18 protein-coding genes and 4 tRNA genes are annotated in these 16,987 nt (G+C 37.9%); 1 reads left to right on the top strand and 21 read right to left on the bottom strand.

Annotated elements, in window-relative coordinates:
- From yycF to ACRPLQ_RS19650, 17 genes are all read right to left on the bottom strand, one after another.
- A complete protein-coding gene (gene yycF, locus ACRPLQ_RS19730) occupies positions 1 to 708 on the bottom strand; it encodes a response regulator YycF (RefSeq protein ID WP_013085552.1) in 708 nt (235 codons plus the stop codon).
- 262 nt (positions 709 to 970) lie between these two features.
- Positions 971 to 1,043, bottom strand: a tRNA-Phe gene (locus ACRPLQ_RS19725).
- A gap of 4 nt (positions 1,044 to 1,047) precedes the next feature.
- A tRNA-Asp gene (locus tag ACRPLQ_RS19720) sits at positions 1,048 to 1,123 on the bottom strand.
- 35 nt (positions 1,124 to 1,158) lie between these two features.
- Positions 1,159 to 1,230, bottom strand: a tRNA-Glu gene (locus ACRPLQ_RS19715).
- A gap of 15 nt (positions 1,231 to 1,245) precedes the next feature.
- Positions 1,246 to 1,318: transfer RNA gene (locus tag ACRPLQ_RS19710), tRNA-Lys, on the bottom strand.
- Positions 1,319 to 1,485: 167 nt separating this feature from the next.
- Positions 1,486 to 2,772: an adenylosuccinate synthase gene (locus ACRPLQ_RS19705; RefSeq protein WP_013085553.1), complete on the bottom strand. Its 1,287-nt coding sequence runs from the start codon at positions 2,770 to 2,772 to the stop codon at positions 1,486 to 1,488.
- Between the two features lie 187 nt (positions 2,773 to 2,959).
- A complete protein-coding gene (gene dnaB / locus ACRPLQ_RS19700) occupies positions 2,960 to 4,324 on the bottom strand; it encodes a replicative DNA helicase (RefSeq protein WP_013059909.1) in 1,365 nt (454 codons plus the stop codon).
- 116 nt (positions 4,325 to 4,440) lie between these two features.
- Positions 4,441 to 4,890, bottom strand: a complete 450-nt coding sequence (gene rplI, locus ACRPLQ_RS19695) for a 50S ribosomal protein L9 (protein WP_013059910.1) — start codon at positions 4,888 to 4,890, stop codon at positions 4,441 to 4,443.
- Entirely contained in the window at positions 4,887 to 6,860 is a 1,974-nt protein-coding gene (locus tag ACRPLQ_RS19690; RefSeq protein ID WP_025752414.1) for a DHH family phosphoesterase, read from the bottom strand. The genes rplI and ACRPLQ_RS19690 overlap by 4 nt, the downstream gene beginning before the upstream one ends.
- Before the next feature lie 36 nt (positions 6,861 to 6,896).
- Positions 6,897 to 7,841 carry a YybS family protein gene (locus tag ACRPLQ_RS19685; RefSeq protein WP_033580875.1) on the bottom strand — a complete coding sequence of 315 codons (945 nt, stop codon included), beginning with the start codon at positions 7,839 to 7,841 and terminating at the stop codon, positions 6,897 to 6,899.
- A 138-nt stretch (positions 7,842 to 7,979) separates the two neighbouring features.
- Positions 7,980 to 8,219 carry a 30S ribosomal protein S18 gene (rpsR, locus tag ACRPLQ_RS19680; protein WP_013059913.1) on the bottom strand — a complete coding sequence of 80 codons (240 nt, stop codon included), beginning with the start codon at positions 8,217 to 8,219 and terminating at the stop codon, positions 7,980 to 7,982.
- Between the two features lie 66 nt (positions 8,220 to 8,285).
- Positions 8,286 to 8,786 (bottom strand): single-stranded DNA-binding protein, encoded by a 501-nt coding sequence (ssb, locus tag ACRPLQ_RS19675; protein WP_013059914.1) that lies wholly within the window; start codon positions 8,784 to 8,786, stop codon positions 8,286 to 8,288.
- 47 nt (positions 8,787 to 8,833) lie between these two features.
- Complete coding sequence (rpsF, locus tag ACRPLQ_RS19670) at positions 8,834 to 9,121, bottom strand: 30S ribosomal protein S6 (protein ID WP_013059915.1); 288 nt, start codon at positions 9,119 to 9,121, stop codon at positions 8,834 to 8,836.
- Between the two features lie 189 nt (positions 9,122 to 9,310).
- Positions 9,311 to 10,411: a redox-regulated ATPase YchF gene (ychF, locus tag ACRPLQ_RS19665; protein WP_028411917.1), complete on the bottom strand. Its 1,101-nt coding sequence runs from the start codon at positions 10,409 to 10,411 to the stop codon at positions 9,311 to 9,313.
- Between the two features lie 170 nt (positions 10,412 to 10,581).
- The gene (locus tag ACRPLQ_RS19660) at positions 10,582 to 10,779 is read right to left on the bottom strand and encodes a DUF951 domain-containing protein (protein WP_013059917.1); all 198 of its coding nucleotides are present in this window, start codon (positions 10,777 to 10,779) and stop codon (positions 10,582 to 10,584) included.
- 14 nt (positions 10,780 to 10,793) lie between these two features.
- On the bottom strand, positions 10,794 to 11,687 hold the full coding sequence (locus ACRPLQ_RS19655; RefSeq protein WP_028409761.1) for a mechanosensitive ion channel family protein: 894 nt from the start codon (positions 11,685 to 11,687) through the stop codon (positions 10,794 to 10,796).
- Positions 11,688 to 11,754: 67 nt separating this feature from the next.
- Complete coding sequence (locus ACRPLQ_RS19650; protein WP_028411916.1) at positions 11,755 to 12,768, bottom strand: YkvI family membrane protein; 1,014 nt, start codon at positions 12,766 to 12,768, stop codon at positions 11,755 to 11,757.
- An 86-nt stretch (positions 12,769 to 12,854) separates the two neighbouring features.
- On the opposite strand from ACRPLQ_RS19650, the gene yyaC reads away from it, so the two are divergent.
- The gene (gene yyaC / locus ACRPLQ_RS19645) at positions 12,855 to 13,475 is read left to right on the top strand and encodes a spore protease YyaC (RefSeq protein ID WP_028411915.1); all 621 of its coding nucleotides are present in this window, start codon (positions 12,855 to 12,857) and stop codon (positions 13,473 to 13,475) included.
- A 31-nt stretch (positions 13,476 to 13,506) separates the two neighbouring features.
- Here the strand turns inward: yyaC and ACRPLQ_RS19640 are convergent, their stop codons facing one another.
- The 4 genes from ACRPLQ_RS19640 to rsmG all read right to left on the bottom strand — a co-directional run bounded on the left by ACRPLQ_RS19640 (position 13,507) and on the right by rsmG (position 16,975).
- Positions 13,507 to 14,376, bottom strand: coding sequence for a ParB/RepB/Spo0J family partition protein (locus ACRPLQ_RS19640; protein ID WP_013059921.1), 870 nt, complete (start codon positions 14,374 to 14,376; stop codon positions 13,507 to 13,509).
- Positions 14,348 to 15,130, bottom strand: a complete 783-nt coding sequence (locus ACRPLQ_RS19635) for a ParA family protein (RefSeq protein ID WP_013059922.1) — start codon at positions 15,128 to 15,130, stop codon at positions 14,348 to 14,350. The genes ACRPLQ_RS19640 and ACRPLQ_RS19635 overlap by 29 nt, the downstream gene beginning before the upstream one ends.
- Positions 15,131 to 15,247: 117 nt before the next feature.
- Positions 15,248 to 16,123, bottom strand: a complete 876-nt coding sequence (gene noc, locus ACRPLQ_RS19630) for a nucleoid occlusion protein (RefSeq protein ID WP_013059923.1) — start codon at positions 16,121 to 16,123, stop codon at positions 15,248 to 15,250.
- Between the two features lie 135 nt (positions 16,124 to 16,258).
- On the bottom strand, positions 16,259 to 16,975 hold the full coding sequence (gene rsmG / locus ACRPLQ_RS19625; RefSeq protein ID WP_013085565.1) for a 16S rRNA (guanine(527)-N(7))-methyltransferase RsmG: 717 nt from the start codon (positions 16,973 to 16,975) through the stop codon (positions 16,259 to 16,261).
- Positions 16,976 to 16,987 lie beyond the last annotated feature (12 nt).

Genomic DNA, 16,987 nt, shown 5'->3' with positions numbered 1-16,987 from the left:
TTACTCCTGCTCTGGGCTGCGTAAATAATAGCCTACTCCACGTCTTGTTACAATCCACATTGGATGGCTTGGATTATCTTCAATTTTTTCACGTAATCTTCGAACTGTTACATCTACCGTACGCACATCACCAAAATAGTCATAACCCCATACAGTTTGAAGCAAGTGTTCACGCGTCATGACTTGTCCAATGTGCTTCGCTAAATAATGCAGCAGCTCAAATTCACGATGAGTCAGTTCAATCGTTTCTCCGCGCTTAGACACAATATAAGCATCTGGATGAATAACAAGTGCTCCAATCGTAATTTCATTCGTTTCACTTTCTTCTGTTGGAACAGCTACCTGCTGATGTCTACGTAAATTAGCTTTTACACGTGCTAATAATTCACGCGTACTGAACGGCTTAGTTACATAATCATCTGCACCTAATTCTAGACCTAAAACCTTGTCAATTTCAGAGTCTTTTGCTGTTAACATGATAATGGGCATATCATATTTTTTGCGCACTTCTCGGCAAACTTCCATTCCATCTTTCTGAGGAAGCATAATATCTAATAAAATCATTTCAGGCTGTACTTCTTCCACTTTTTCAAGTGCTTCTACGCCATCATAAGCACAAAATACTTCGTAACCTTCTTTTTGCAAATTAAACTTTAAAATATCTGCAATCGGCTTTTCGTCATCTACGACTAAAATACGTTTATCCATGATCATCGTTCTCCTTTATTAGTTGAAGCAAAATATAAAAGATAGTATTCATACTGTTTGAATACCGTAGTTTTATTATACTTGATAACCCTTGAAACGTCACAAGTTCATCCTCTACTATACATGAAGATATATGATTTTCAACCATCTCTAAATACAAAAGTAATATATTACCATAAAAGAGATGCAAAGCAAATAACGTTTTCTTTTAAATGTAAATAAAAGAAAAAAGCATGACTTTAAATAAAGTCATGCTTTTTGATGGCTCGGGACGGAATCGAACCGCCGACACAAGGATTTTCAGTCCTTTGCTCTACCAACTGAGCTACCGAGCCAAAATGGCGGTCCCGACGGGAATCGAACCCGCGATCTCCTGCGTGACAGGCAGGCATGTTAACCGCTACACCACGGGACCTCAGTCTATATGCTATGTATTAAAAATATTAAAAATGACCCGTACGGGATTCGAACCCGTGTTACCGCCGTGAAAGGGCGGTGTCTTAACCGCTTGACCAACGGGCCACGTTGTAACAAAAGTGAGCCATGAAGGACTCGAACCTTCGACCCTCTGATTAAAAGTCAGATGCTCTACCAACTGAGCTAATGGCTCATGTTATATCTCTTAGCGACGCTTATTATAATAACATGATATTTCATATAAATGCAATAGTTTTTTAAAACTTTCTTTTTATTATTGAGCTTTTTTTAAAAGTCTTGTTAAAAAAGCACCAATTATAAATAAAAAAGGTTAGCTCACGAAGAGCTAACTCTTTTTATTTAGCTATATACACCACGTAATACATTTGTTTGTGTACGATCTGGACCTACAGAGAAAATAGATAAAGGAATACCTGTTAATTGAGACACGCGCTCTAAGTAGTGGCGAGCGTTATCAGGTAACTCATCTAATGTTTTCACACCCGTGATATCTTCTGTCCAACCTGGAAGCTCTTCATATACAGGTTCGCATTCTGCAAGTGTTTTTAAGCTAGCAGGGAATTCTTCCATAACTTCCCCTTTATAACGGTAAGCTACACAAATCTTTAATGTCTCAATTCCCGTTAATACATCAATTGAGTTTAAAGATAAGTCTGTGATTCCGCTAACGCGGCGAGCATGACGTACAACTACACTGTCGAACCAACCTACACGGCGAGGACGACCAGTTGTTGTACCGTATTCACGTCCTACTTCACGGATTTGATCACCGATTTCGTTTGTTAATTCAGTTGGGAAAGGACCGTCACCAACACGAGTTGTATAGGCTTTTGATACACCTACAACGTGTTTGATTTTAGATGGACCTACACCAGAACCAATTGTTACTCCACCCGCTACTGGGTTTGAAGATGTAACAAATGGATATGTTCCTTGGTCGATATCTAACATAACACCTTGTGCGCCTTCAAATAGTACACGACGTCCTTCGTCTAACGCATCATTTAATACTACTGATGTATCAACAACATATTTTGCAACTTGTTGACCATACTCATAGTACTCATCTAAAATTTCTTCTAATGTAAAGCCTTCTACTTCATACATTTTTTCAAGAAGGCGATTCTTTTCAGCTAAGTTTTGTGTTAATTTTGCTTCAAATACTTCACGGTCTAGTAAATCGGCAATTCGAATACCAACACGTGCTGCTTTATCCATATAAGCTGGTCCAATACCTTTTTTCGTTGTACCAATCTTATTTTCACCTTTACGTTCTTCTTCAACTTCATCTAATTTTAAATGATATGGAAGAATCACATGAGCTCGGTTACTAATACGTAAGTTTTCTGTTGTTACACCGCGATCATGTAAGTATTTTAATTCTTGAACAAGTGCTTTTGGATCAACAACCATACCGTTTCCAATTACACACGTTTTGTCATTATAAAAAATACCTGAAGGAATTAAATGTAACTTATAAGTTTCACCATTAAACTTAATTGTGTGACCTGCATTGTTCCCACCTTGGTAACGTGCAATCACTTCTGCATTTTCTGATAGGAAGTCTGTAATCTTCCCTTTTCCTTCATCTCCCCATTGTGTTCCTACTACAACGACTGAAGACATATCTTAAGCACCTCCGCTTAGTAAGCAACAGCTCACTACGACATAATTTAACCATGGATAAGTGTATCAATTTATCACACTAAAGTCAATTAAATCCGAACGATTTAACAAAAGTTATTACAAATATATCGTATTTTGCGGAACGAATGCGATAACAATAAAATAAAACCTCTCATATTGAGAGGTTTTATGCACCAGGCGGCACTCCTGCGTCATCAAAGCGCCGCTCGAGATTAACGAATTTATTGTATTCTTTTACAAAGGCAAGCTGTACGGTTCCAACTGGACCGTTACGCTGCTTAGCTATAATAATCTCGATAATATTTTGATTTTCTGTGTCTTTTTCATAATAGTCTTCACGATATAAGAAAGCTACGATATCGGCATCCTGCTCAATACTTCCGGATTCACGGATATCAGACATCATCGGTCGCTTATCTTGTCTCTGCTCTACGCCACGGGAAAGCTGTGATAAGGCGATAACAGGAACTTCTAATTCACGGGCTAAAGCTTTTAACGCACGCGAAATTTCAGATACTTCCTGCTGTCGGTTTTCTCCGCTTCGTCCATTACCTTGAATAAGCTGTAAGTAGTCAATTAAAATCATCCCAAGTCCGCCTTCTTGTTTCAAGCGACGACACTTAGAACGAATTTCACCTACTCGAATACCCGGTGTATCATCAATATAAATCCCTGCATTGGACAAAGATCCCATTGCCATCGTGAGCTTTCCCCAGTCATCGGCTGTAAGCGAGCCTGTACGCAGCCTTTGTGCATCAATATTTCCTTCGGCACACAGCATCCTCATAACAAGCTGCTGAGCACCCATCTCTAAACTGAATATTGCTACGTTCTCATCCGTTTTCGTTGCAACGTTTTGCGCAATATTTAAGGCAAAAGCCGTTTTACCTACCGATGGACGCGCCGCTACAATGATTAAATCATTTCGCTGGAACCCTGCTGTCATTCTATCTAAATCACTAAACCCAGTTGGGATACCTGTAATGTCACCTTTTCGATTGTGAAGAACTTCGATATCATCGTATGTTTGTACAAGTACATCTTTGATATTTTGAAACACACCGCTGTTTTTACGCTGTGCTACTTCTAAAATGTTTTTTTCCGCTTCATTTAATAAAACTTCCACTTCGTCTTCCCTTGCATATCCTTCTGAAGCAATATGCGTTGCAGTACGAATTAGACGGCGTAAAATCGACTTTTCTTCTACAATTTTACCGTAATATTCTACGTTTGCAGCCGTTGGAACAGAGTTAGCTAAATCACTTAAATACGATACGCCGCCAACTTCTTCTAGGATTTTTTGGTCAGCTAATTCAGACGTTACCGTTACCAAATCAACCGGTTCACCTTGGTCAGAAAGTTTCAGCATACATGTAAAGATTTTCTGGTGCGATGCCCGATAAAAATCTTCAGGTATCAGCAGTTCAGATGCTAAGGTTAAAGAAGAAGGCTCTAAGAAAATGGCCCCTAATAGCGCTTGCTCTGCTTCAATATTCTGAGGCGGAAGACGATCAGCAAAAAGATCACTCATATTTCTATGCCCCTCTTATATTCTTTCAGTATTTTCTTTCATCATAAATGTTGGCGCGAACAAATACAAGTCCGCGCCAACCCTTTATATTATTTACTTATTTCTCAATCGTACGTTTATTTTTGTTCAGTCACGTGTACCTTTACAGTAGCCGTTACTTCCGGATGTAATTTAACCGGTACATTTGTGTAGCCTAATGCGCGAATGGCATCATTTAATTCAATTTTACGCTTATCTACTTTAATTTTGTGTTTTTTCTTTAATTCTTCAGCAATTTGTTTGCTTGTGATAGAACCGAATAAACGGCCACCTTCACCAGATTTTGCTGTTAATTCAACTGTTAGTTCTTCAAGAGTTGCTTTTAACTCTTTGTTTGCTTGAAGTTCTGCAGCTGCATCTTTTTGCTCTCTATTTTTTTGTGCTTCTAATACCTTCACATTACCGCCTGTAGCTTCAACAGCATAACCATTCTTTAATAAGAAGTTATGTGCATAACCGTCTGAAACATTTTTCACTTCACCTTTTTTGCCTTTTCCTTTTACATCTTTTAAGAAAATTACTTTCATGATTTTTTACCTCCATCTAAGTACTCATCAATTGCTTGTTTAAGCCTTTCTTCAGCTTCATCCAAACTAATGTCTTGAAGCTGAGTAGCAGCATTCGTTAAGTGGCCTCCGCCTTGGAGACTTTCCATAATAACTTGTACATTGATATCTCCAAGCGATCTAGCACTAATGCCAATTAGATTATCCCGTCGCTTAGAAATAACAAACGAAGCAACCACTCCGCTGATTGAAAGCAGCGTATCTGCAGCTTGCGCGATTAACACTTGATCATACATTTTGTTCGGTTCAGCGCGTGAAATGGCAATACCCGCTGTATAAATCTCTGCATGTTCAATGAAGCGTGCTCGCTGTACATATTGCGTAATATCTTCTTTTAAAAACTTTTGAACAAGAACCGTATCTGCGCCTTGAGAACGTAAAAAGGACGCTGCATCAAACGTACGAGATCCCGTGCGTAATGTAAAGCTTTTTGTATCGACAATAATACCGGCTAAAAGTGCTGTTGCTTCTAGCATATCAATTTTAAATCGTTTTGGCTGGTATTCAAGAAGCTCAGTAACGAGTTCTGCTGTCGAGGAAGCATATGGCTCCATATAGACAAGAAGAGGGTCTTCGATAAAGTCTTCTCCTCGTCTATGATGATCAATGACCACGACATTTTCAATACGATTTAATAACCTTTCTTCAATAACGAGCGACGGCTTATGCGTATCTACTACTACTAAAAGAGTATCATCACTCACAAGATTTAAGGCTTCTTCAGGCGTAATAAATCGTTCCCACAGGCCTTCTTTCTTTTTAATCTCTTCTAGCATTCGCTGAACACCTGTATCAATATGATCAGGATCTAGTACGATAAAACCGTCTTTCTGATTTACTTGCGCTACTTTTAATATCCCAATAGCAGCTCCTACAGCATCCATATCCGGATACTTATGACCCATGATAATCACTTTTCCACTCTCTGTAATGAGCTCTTTTAACGCGTGAGAAATAACTCTGGCACGCACGCGCGTCCGTTTTTCCATTGGATTAGTCTTGCCGCCAAAGAATTTCACTTTTCCATTCGGCTGTTTAATCGCTACTTGATCTCCACCTCGGCCTAAGGCCAAATCCAAGCTAGATTGAGCTAAAGCACCCAGCTCAGGTAAATCAGCAGCACCAGCTCCGATACCAATGCTCAATGTAAGCGGTATATTTTGTTTAGACGTCTCTTCTCGAACTTGGTCTAAGATAGAAAATTTGCTTCGCTCTAAATGAATTAAGATTTGTTCATTCATAATCGCAATAAATTTCTCAGAAGACGTACGTTTAATAAAAATACCGTATTCTTGAGCCCAACTATTTAACATAGAAGTTACTTGGCTATTCAAGTTACTTTTAACTTGATCATCCATTCCTTGCGTTAGTTCATCATAATTATCTAAAAAGATAATGCCTAAACTTGTTCGTTCTTCCTCATACAATTTTTCGATTTCTATTTGCTCTGTAATATCAAAGAAGTACAGTAAGCGCTCGTCTCGTTTAATCACCACTTTGAATTTCCGATCATGCAACGTGACAACTTCTGTTTCCACTTCTTGTTTGATCAGTGGAATAATACTCTCTGCCACATCGTATAATGATCTTCCCACCAGTGTGTCTTCACCGAGACAAGATGCTAGAAAAGGATTGGTCCATTCAATTTGATATTCATCATTAAATAGCATAATCCCAATCGGCATTTCCATTAATGCCTCTTCGCCTACTTTTTTCAACCGATGAGACAGCATTGAAATATAGGTTTCAAACTCATCGGACAGCATTCGCTCCATTCTCATGTATAGAAAAAGACAGGCTAATAGTAATATAAAGCCTATCATTCCTATGATCCAATTATGATAGGTCACGATACCTACTAAAATCAGGGCTATACTATACAATGAGTAAAATGGATAGCGAATGACGTTCTTTTTTGTAAAGACAGGCATCCATTTCAGCTCCTACTTTTTTAAGTTCCACAATATCTACTTTTTTGTGTCTAATTGTTTTCTTAAATTAAATCCTAAATCAATTATACCTAAGATGCGCACAATTTGAAGGATAATTGGAATAATTAATGCTAAAATTGTTACAACAATTGGAATTGCTTTGGCATACCCTTTTTGATGTGAGAAATAGAAAATAAAAGAGATCCCTTGTAACACGACTAGCATTTGCAGTCCCATCACGATGTTGATAATAGCTACGTACATAAATGTACCTTGTTCAATATTAAAAGATGGGAAGGATAAGATTAATGCAATCAAATAATACCATAGAATACTTTTAGGAAGTTTAAATTCACGAAAAGGCGGGAATGCTTGCACCTCATAACCTGTTCTTTTAAGAATAGGCGTAGCAATAAGCTGAGAGAAAAAGGCTAGAATAACTCCACCCATAACAATTAATAGAGGCAGCAGATTTTTAAACATATCAAATGCATCTCTCATTTGGTCAATTTGAGATTCCTTAACGTCTTGTCCTAAACTTTTCATCATTTCAATACTTTGATTAATCGATTGATCTAAAGCATTATTTATTTGCTCCATTAAATTAACATTAAAAATGACATTTGCTCCTACGAACAATAAAAGTAAACCTAAACTAAATGCAACCGTGCCGCCTAGTAAAATGGTATACCTTTTTTGTTTTTGTCGGTAAAGCATTCCTATTGCTAATCCACCAATACCAAATACAAGTGTAAAAGGAAGAGTCAATACATTTCCAAATAACAAAGTCAATAACAACCCTACTACTAAAAATAATATTGCCTTTTTCCACCCATGACGAACGGTATACACAATAAATGGAACAGCTAGCGCTAGTTGAAAAATGGTTCCCACAACAGGTATGTATAGTGAAAAAAGCAACAGCGCTACAAACAGCGCTAAAAGAGCTGCTCCTTCTGTAATATATCGAATTCCTTTCACAACTTCACCTCGTTGATATAGACTATTATTTATTTTATCGATTCAGTTCATAAGAAGCAACTATTTGGCAAAAGAGCACCTATGTAATGTAAAAAGAGGCAGTAAGGGAATCCTTACTGCCTCTTTTTATACCGTTCATTATTCACCAGAAACATATGGTAATAATGCCATTTGACGAGCGCGTTTGATAGCGATCGTTAATTTACGTTGGTATTTAGCGCTTGTTCCAGTTACACGACGAGGTAAAATTTTACCACGCTCTGAAACGAATTTTTTAAGCATATCTACATCTTTGTAATCGATGTGAGTGATGCCGTTTGCTGTGAAGAAACAAACTTTACGACGTCTGTTGCGTCCACCTTTACGTCCACCTGCCATTTTGATACGCCTCCTTCCGCTTAAAAGTTTCTATAAAATTTTATACTCCGGATAATCTACTGCGAATTAAAACGGTAAATCGTCATCAGAAATGTCAATTGTCTCGCCATTATTTGCAAATGGATCATCATCAACGCGAGTATAACCTTGATTACCTGAGTTACGGTTCTGATTATCTCCAAATGGAGAGCCTTGTCCAGATCCTCCAGTGTTAGCAAAGTTACTGCGTTGCGTATCCCCACCGCCACTTTTCGGCTCTAAAAATTGCACACTTTCCGCTACAACTTCCGTTACGTATACACGACGACCGTCTTGTCCTTCGTAACTGCGAGATTGTAGTCGACCATCAACACCAGCTAAACTTCCTTTTTTAAGGAAATTGGCTGCATTTTCAGCCTGACGACGCCATACAACACAGTTGATGAAGTCAGCTTCACGTTCACCTTGCTGATTTGTAAATGTGCGGTTTACCGCTAAAGTGAATGTTGCAACCGCTGCTCCACTCGGGGTATAACGTAATTCAGGATCTTTGGTTAAGCGTCCTACGAGAATTACGCGATTCATCATCAGAACCACTCCTTAAGGAAATAAAACCCATTTATTTAAACGTTTAATTATGCTTCTTGTTTAACAACGATATGACGGATAATGTCTTCGTTGATTTTCGCAAGACGATCAAATTCAGAAACTGCTTCTGAAGTAGCCGCCACGTCAAGAATCATGTAGTAACCGTCACGGAAATCATTGATTTCGTATGCTAAACGACGTTTACCCCATTCTTTAACATTTGCGATTTCAGCACCATTATCAGTTAATACGCCGTTGAAGCGCTCAACTAATGCTTTCTTTGCTTCGTCATCAATGCTTGGACGGATGATGTACATTACTTCATACTTTCTCATCACTGTCACCTCCTTTTGGTCTAACGGCCCGAAACGGGCAAGGAGCAATAAAATATTACTCACGAATTAAAATTATAGCACACTACCCTAGGCAAAGCAATATGCATTGCGGGCTGTTTCGTAAATATACGCTAATATTTTCGCCAACGATAAAAGCCGAAAGAAGATATCTTCTTTCGGCTTTTAATCTTATACGTTAAAGCGGAAATGCATAACGTCTCCGTCTTTTACGATGTATTCTTTTCCTTCTAAACGTACTTTTCCAGCTTCACGAGCTGCTCCCATTGTTTTGGCAGCTAATAAATCCTCGTATGACACCGTTTCTGCACGAATAAATCCACGTTCAAAATCTGTATGAATAATACCTGCACACTCAGGAGCTTTCATACCTTGTGTAAACGTCCACGCGCGTACTTCTTGCTCACCAGCTGTAAAGTACGTAGCTAATCCAAGTAAATCGTACGCTGCACGTACAAGCTGATCTAGACCTGACTGTTCAATGCCTAGTTCTTCAAGGAACATTGCTTTTTCTTCTCCTTCAAGTTCAGCAATTTCAGATTCAATGCGTGCGCAAACAACAATTACTTCTGCACCTTCGCTTGCCGCATACTCACGCACTTTTGCTACATATTCGTTAGCAGATGCATCGGCTACTTCATCTTCAGCAACGTTTGCTACATAAAGAATAGGCTTAATCGTTAGCAAGTGAAATTGTTTTACTAATTTCATTTGTTCTTCTGTAAATGATACAGCACGAGCTGGCTGATCACTTTCAAATGCATTCTTTAGTTTCTCTAGAATTTCGTATTCATACATTGCTTCTTTATCTTTTTGTTTAGCCATTTTTTGAACACGGCCAATACGTTTCTCTACCGTTTCTAAATCTGCTAAAATCAACTCTAAATTAATTGTTTCAATATCTGAGATAGGATCTACTTTTCCTGAAACGTGCGTGATGTTTTCATCTTCAAAACAACGCACAACGTGACAAATCGCATCTACTTCTCGAATATGAGATAAGAATTTATTTCCCAATCCTTCACCTTTACTAGCACCTTTTACGATTCCAGCGATATCTGTGAATTCAAATGCTGTTGGGATTGTTTTTTTAGGTTTTACAAGCTCTGTAAGTTTTTGAAGACGATGATCAGGTACTTCTACGATACCTACGTTAGGATCAATCGTACAGAAAGGGTAGTTCGCAGATTCTGCGCCCGCTTGTGTAATTGCATTAAATAATGTTGATTTTCCAACGTTAGGAAGACCAACAATTCCAGCTGTTAAAGCCATATATTTATTCACTCCTCTTTATATATCCGAAACAAGTTAACCTGTCACAATTATAGTGAGTCAACTTTTGAAATACAAGTTTGATAAAGAACCTTTAACCGCATGGGGTTAAGGTGCCTCATTTTGTCCCACCTTACAGTATAAGGCATAAACATAGAAAATGCATGAGGTTATTCCTCATGCTTTACAAGAATTTTTTTCATTTTACGTGCAAAATCACGTCTTGGAATCATTACGCTATGGCCGCAGCCTTCACATTTAATACGGATATCCATTCCCATTCGAATGATTTTCCATTCATTTGTACCGCAAGGATGAGGTTTTTTCATTTCCACAACGTCATTTAAACCAAATTCTTTTTCCGTCATCAGCTCTCTCCTCCTTATGTCCCTTTCAACGTCGACGAATGCTGTGCTTCTTCTGTACGATTATACATAACCATACGTGGAAATGGAACTTCAATTCCATGTTCATTTAGCCTTGTACGCACTTCTTTACGAATCATACGAGAAATATGGAAATGTCTCATTGGTTTTACTTCGCTTGTAATCCTCATTGTGACTTCAGTTGCATGGATATTTTGAACCCCCAGCAGTTCAGGCGTTTTCACCATATCTTCATAGCGACTTGGCAATTCTTCTAACAGGTCTAAAATCACTTGTTCTGCTTTTTGTATGTTTTCTTCATAAGAAATGCTTACATCAACGAAAGCTACGCTGTTATGTAACGAAAAATTAGTGACCTCTACAATACTGCCATTGGGTAAAATATTAATTTCGCCTGTCCAACTCTTAATCTTCGTTGTGCGCAACCCAATTTCTTCCACAGTCCCCTCAAATGTTCCTACTCGAACATAATCGCCAACGGAGAACTGATCTTCAAAGATAATAAAAAACCCCGTGATGATGTCTTTCACTAAGTTTTGAGCACCAAACCCTACCGCGAGCCCTACGATTCCAGCCCCCGCTAGCAATCCACGGACATCTACCGATAACGTTTCTAAAATCATAACTCCCGCAACGAAATAAATGGCATAAGAAAAAATATTTTGAAGCAAACGGACCATCGTAGCTTCTCGTCGCTCAGAAATACGCAGAGGGCTATTTGTGCGAACCTCTACGAATTTATTTAACGCTTTCTTTCCAATTCGAATTAAAAACATGGAAATAAGTAGAATCAACAGAATTTTTATAAATCCCTCTCCAATATGTGCCCACGTTTCTTCTTGAAAAAATGGCTCAAACACGTTCTTAAAAACCGACTTCAACGAATTCATACTACATGTAGCTCCTAACGTAACATAATCTGCATATGAGAAAGTTTTAACCTATTGTAGCAAGTTTCTACGAACTTTTGTAGCGATTTCGAAATGGATACAACAGAACGGCTGTTACTAGAAATAAATTGACGATTCCATACATTGGATACAAAACGGCAATCAAAGTAGAAAACCCTACCTTTGTAAAGGGAATCATTAAAAGTAGCCAGCAGGCTGCCAGTTTCCAAAGAGATTGCACCTTTTCAGTATGAAAACGCGCGGTCAACCCTAAAATTCCCGAAACGGCTGTCGTATAAATTGCGATAAGCAAAACAATGCTCATTAAAAACGTCATCATATAAGGAAAATCTTTAAGAATAGCGAATAATGGAATTTCATAAGAGGAAAGAAGCCCTGAAACTTGAATAAGTGATTCATTATAAATAAAGGAGAGACCTCCTAATAAAAAACCACTGCCAACACTTGCAATATAAATCTCTTTTTTGCTTTTAATTTCCTTTCCAATTGTAGATAATACCGCGACGAGAGGAAGAATATTCAAAGCCGTAAAGGTAAAAGCAGCAGGCCAATTATGCTGAAGATGCCAATTAGTTACTCCAGGATGACGTAAAACAAATGTAAGAAGTACGCCAGCTAGTCCAATCATTAAGATTGGCATAACGAAAGAATTGATAGAAAGCAGTCCACTTAATCCTCTTGAAAAAACAAAGACAATCAACGCACTAAGAGCACCAATTCCCCACCAGTAAGGAACATGCCACATTTCCAATGTCGCCCCGCCGCCTGCGATCATAATCACCGTCGTCGTAAACAAATAAAAAACGATTAAAACGTCGTAGGCTGCAGCCCATTTCTTTCCTATTAATTCAATTAGTACTGGGTAAAATTGATTGGTTCGATAGCGATAGCTGATTTGCATAATCACATTGCAAGAAATCGCAAAAATAATAGAAAATAGAAAAATAGCAAGTCCGCTTTCTTCACCAAAAAACTGCCATAGTTCTCTTCCAGAAGCATATCCAGCGCCTATCATGGTTCCCATAATTAAGAATATCCATTTACATCCTGCTCTCCACATCGATTTTCCCCCAATCTATGAAATATATGTATAGAATCTTCAAAATCTTCGTATACTGTTACTATTATGTATAAGGAGTGGACCCTATGAATTTAAAATCTCCCTTCTTTGAGAAGACACAACATTCAACCCGCGTATTTCATGATGAAGAATCTGCTATAAAGAAGCTGAGTACACAGTTACTATCTTTACTTCCAGCACAGAAAGACAGACCAATTGTTTTTGTATGTATTGGAACGGACCGTTCAACTGGGGACTCATTGGGTCCATTAGTCGGAACGAAACTGAATGAAAAAAAGGTTTCATCTTTTCATATTTTTGGAACGTTAGAAGAGCCTGTTCATGCTGTTAATTTGAAAGAAACGTTAAAACATATTCAAAAGCTTTTCCCGAATCCTTTTATTATTGGAATTGATGCTTGTTTAGGTCGTATGAAAAGCGTAGGCTCTGCATCACTTGGAATAGGACCCGTTAAACCAGGAGCAGGGGTTAATAAAGAATTGCCGCCAGTCGGGGATATTCATATAACAGGGGTTGTCAACGTGAGCGGATTTATGGAGTTTTTCGTCTTGCAAAATACGAGGCTTCATCTTGTTATGTGCATTGCCGATTTAATTGCGAAAAGCATTGAGACTGTACACAACGAACGAGAGAAAGAGTTTAATGCTTCTCCGGTTTACCAAACTGTAAGACACTATAAACAATAAAAAGGTTGTCCTAAAACTAGGACAACCTTTTTTATACAGAAGATTTATTGGTCTGAGAAAGATCATTAAATAATTCAAGAAGACGGTTTAAATCTTCTTTAGAGAAAAATTCGATTTCAATTTTTCCTTTTTTCTTGCTTTGTGTAATATGAACAGAGGTACCAAAGCGCTCACGGAGCTGTGTTTCACTTTGTTTTATGAATAAATCTTTATCTTTTTTGGTTTTTGATGTTTCACGTGGAACGGCTTTATTTAAGTGAGCAATATAAGCCTCTAGCTGTCTGACATTTAATTGTTCCTTGCGTATTTTTTCAACTACTTTAGGTAGAAGAGCTTTATTTTTTAAACCGACTAGCGTACGCCCGTGTCCCATAGACAATTCATTAGTAGAAATGAGGGTTTGAATTTCCTCAGGCAGTTGCAAGAGGCGAACATAGTTAGCAATATGAGGTCGGCTTTTTCCTAGTCGTGTAGCAAGTTGCTCCTGTGTCATATCGAGCTTATCCATAAGCAATTGATAAGCGGTTGCTTCTTCAATTGGCGTCAAATCTTCACGCTGTAAATTCTCCAACAAAGCTAGTTCCATCATTTGCTTTTCTGAAAAGTCTTTTATAATGACAGGAACAGTAGCAAGGTCAGCTTCTTTAGCAGCTCTAAATCGTCTTTCACCCGCTAAGATTTCATAGCCTTTAATGCTTTTGCGAGCTACAATAGGCTGTAAGATGCCATGATGTAAAATGGATTGCTTTAACTCATTAATTGCTTCTTTATTAAACGTTTTACGTGGTTGATAGGGGTTGGGTCTAAGTTCGTGAATAGCAACTTCCTGAATTGAATCATCAGCCTGTGCATCTAAGCCTGAAAATAAGGCATTAATTCCTTTCCCTAATCCTTTCGCCATTATAAATCACTTCCTTTGCAAGTTCCGTATAAACTGCGGCCCCTCTAGATCTTGCATCATATAAGATAATTGGTTCACCATGACTAGGTGCTTCGCTCAAACGAACATTTCGAGGAATAATCGTTTGATAAACCCGATCCTGAAAGTATTTCTTCACTTCTGCTGTTACCTGGAGTCCCAAATTTGTGCGTGCGTCAAGCATAGTAAGCAATACACCTTCGATACGCAGTTGATTATTCAAATGTTTTTGGACTAATCTAACGGTATTTAGCAATTGACTTAATCCTTCAAGCGCATAATATTCACACTGTACAGGTATTAAAACAGAATCAGCTGCAGTTAACGCATTTAATGTCAGTAAACCAAGAGAAGGGGGACAATCAATAATAACATAATCAAAGTGATCTTTCACCGTTTCTAAAGCTCTCTTAAGTCGAACTTCACGTGAAATAGTCGACACTAATTCAATTTCTGCACCAGCTAATTGAATGGTCGCGGGAATGATTGATAAATTTTCGACGGCTGTTGAACGCACAACGTTTTTGGCTTCCATATCTTCCACTACTACATTGTAAATACATTCATCTACATCTGCTTTATCTATGCCAACTCCACTCGTAGCGTTACCCTGTGGATCTCCGTCTACAAGTAGAACCTTTTTTCCTTGTTCAGCTAAACAAGCGCCTAAATTAACAGCGGTTGTTGTTTTTCCAACCCCGCCTTTTTGATTCGCAACTGCCACAATTTTCCCCATGTTGTCACCTACTTTCATTTCCATCCCATTTGTCCAGACAGTTTTATTGTTCATTGAATTTTCTGACGAAAAACTTTGATAAAAAAGCCTCATCAAAAAAAGATGAGGGCTATTTCTTTATTTTTTCGGAATCTTAATAGTAAACTGAAAATATTCATCAAACTCTTCTTCTTCTGTGTTTAATGAAATACCGCTGTCACTAACCATTGTCAACGATTGACGGATTGTATTCATTGCGATACGCGTATCTTTACTAAACGCTTTTCTTTTTGCTTTTGGCTTTTTAACCTGCGTTTCTAACAATTTAACTACTCGATCTTCCGTTTGTTTTACATTTAATTGTTTTTCAATAATCTCAGCTAATACTTGAAGTTGTTTTTCTTGATTTTTGAGGGGAATGAGCGCTCTCGCATGTCGCTCTGTAATCAATTTTTGTTTGATTGCTTCTTGTATTTCAACAGGAAGCTTTAACAAACGAAGCTTGTTTGCAATTGTGGATTGGCCTTTTCCTAAACGTTGAGCTAATGCCTCTTGGGTAAGATTATGTAACTCAATTAACTTTGCGTAGGCTAGTGCTTCTTCGACAGCCGTTAGCTCTTCACGTTGTAAGTTTTCTATTAAAGCCACAGAGGCCGTTTCTGTATCGTTAAAATGTTTCACAATTGCAGGAACCGTATCCCATCCTAAGCTTTGTACAGCTCTCCACCGGCGTTCTCCAGCAATTAATTCGTATTCTTCGCCCTCAGTCGGTCGAACCACAATAGGTTGAATAATACCGTGTGTATGAATAGTAAGAGCTAGCTCTTCAATTTTTGCTTCATTAAACACAGTACGCGGCTGATAACGATTCGGAATAATACTTGAAACCCTAATTTGTTTTACTTCATCTCTTAAAACTTTTTCGACATTTTCATCTTGGACAGTTTCAATCTCTACATGAATATCCTCATCTTTTTCTTTTAAATTAAAAAAACGTGAAAAAGCAGATTTCATAGTCCCACACCACCTTCAGGAAAATCCCGCCTTAAACTAATTCGATGTTTTTTAATCATATCCTGCTTTCTAAACAGAAAATATAGAGAAGAAAATGTTTCATATGAAACATTTTCTTCTCTATCTATTTACCGCCTACTCTAATGGAAGCTTAACTGGGGTACCAGGTTTTCTAGGATATTTTTTAGGCGTTTTCTTTATTTTATCTATTAAAATAATGTAACGTTCACTTTGCTCCAAAGGCAATTGGAAATGTTCAATCGACTTCACTTTTCCACCTAATACTTGAAATGATTTTTCCCCATTTTTTAATTCCTCAGGGGCAGAAGCACCTTTCATTGCTAAAAAGCGTCCTTGTTCTTTAACAAGCGGTAAGCAAAATTCATTAAGAACCGAGATACGTGCCACGGCTCTTGCTGTTACAAGATCGAATGACTCGCGAATCGTTTCTTTTTTACCAAATGTTTCAGCTCGATCATGACATAGTGTGACATTGTCTAGTTCAAGCTCATTTACAAGATGCGTCAAAAACGTAATACGCTTTTGTAACGAATCAACAATGGTTACATGCAAATGCGGGAAACAAATTTTGATCGGAATACTTGGAAATCCTGCTCCTGCCCCTACATCACACATGGATTCAATTTCTGTAAAGTCTTGAAAAAAAGCAGCTGAAATAGAATCGTAAAAATGCTTTTCATACACTTCACCGTGATCAGTGATAGCAGTTAAATTCATTTTTTCGTTCCATTCCACTAAAACTTGATAATACTTTTCAAATTGATTCAGCTGTTTAGAAGAAAGAGAAATTCCCTTTTCTTCTAATAGCTGTTGAAACTGTTGAATATTCATTGAGTTTCCCTT

Source organism: Priestia sp. TRN 1309 (genome assembly GCF_050846875.1).
In the GTDB taxonomy this organism is placed as follows: Bacteria; Bacillota; Bacilli; order Bacillales; family Bacillaceae_H; genus Priestia; species Priestia zanthoxyli.
This window is presented reverse-complemented; position numbering and strand designations above follow the sequence as displayed.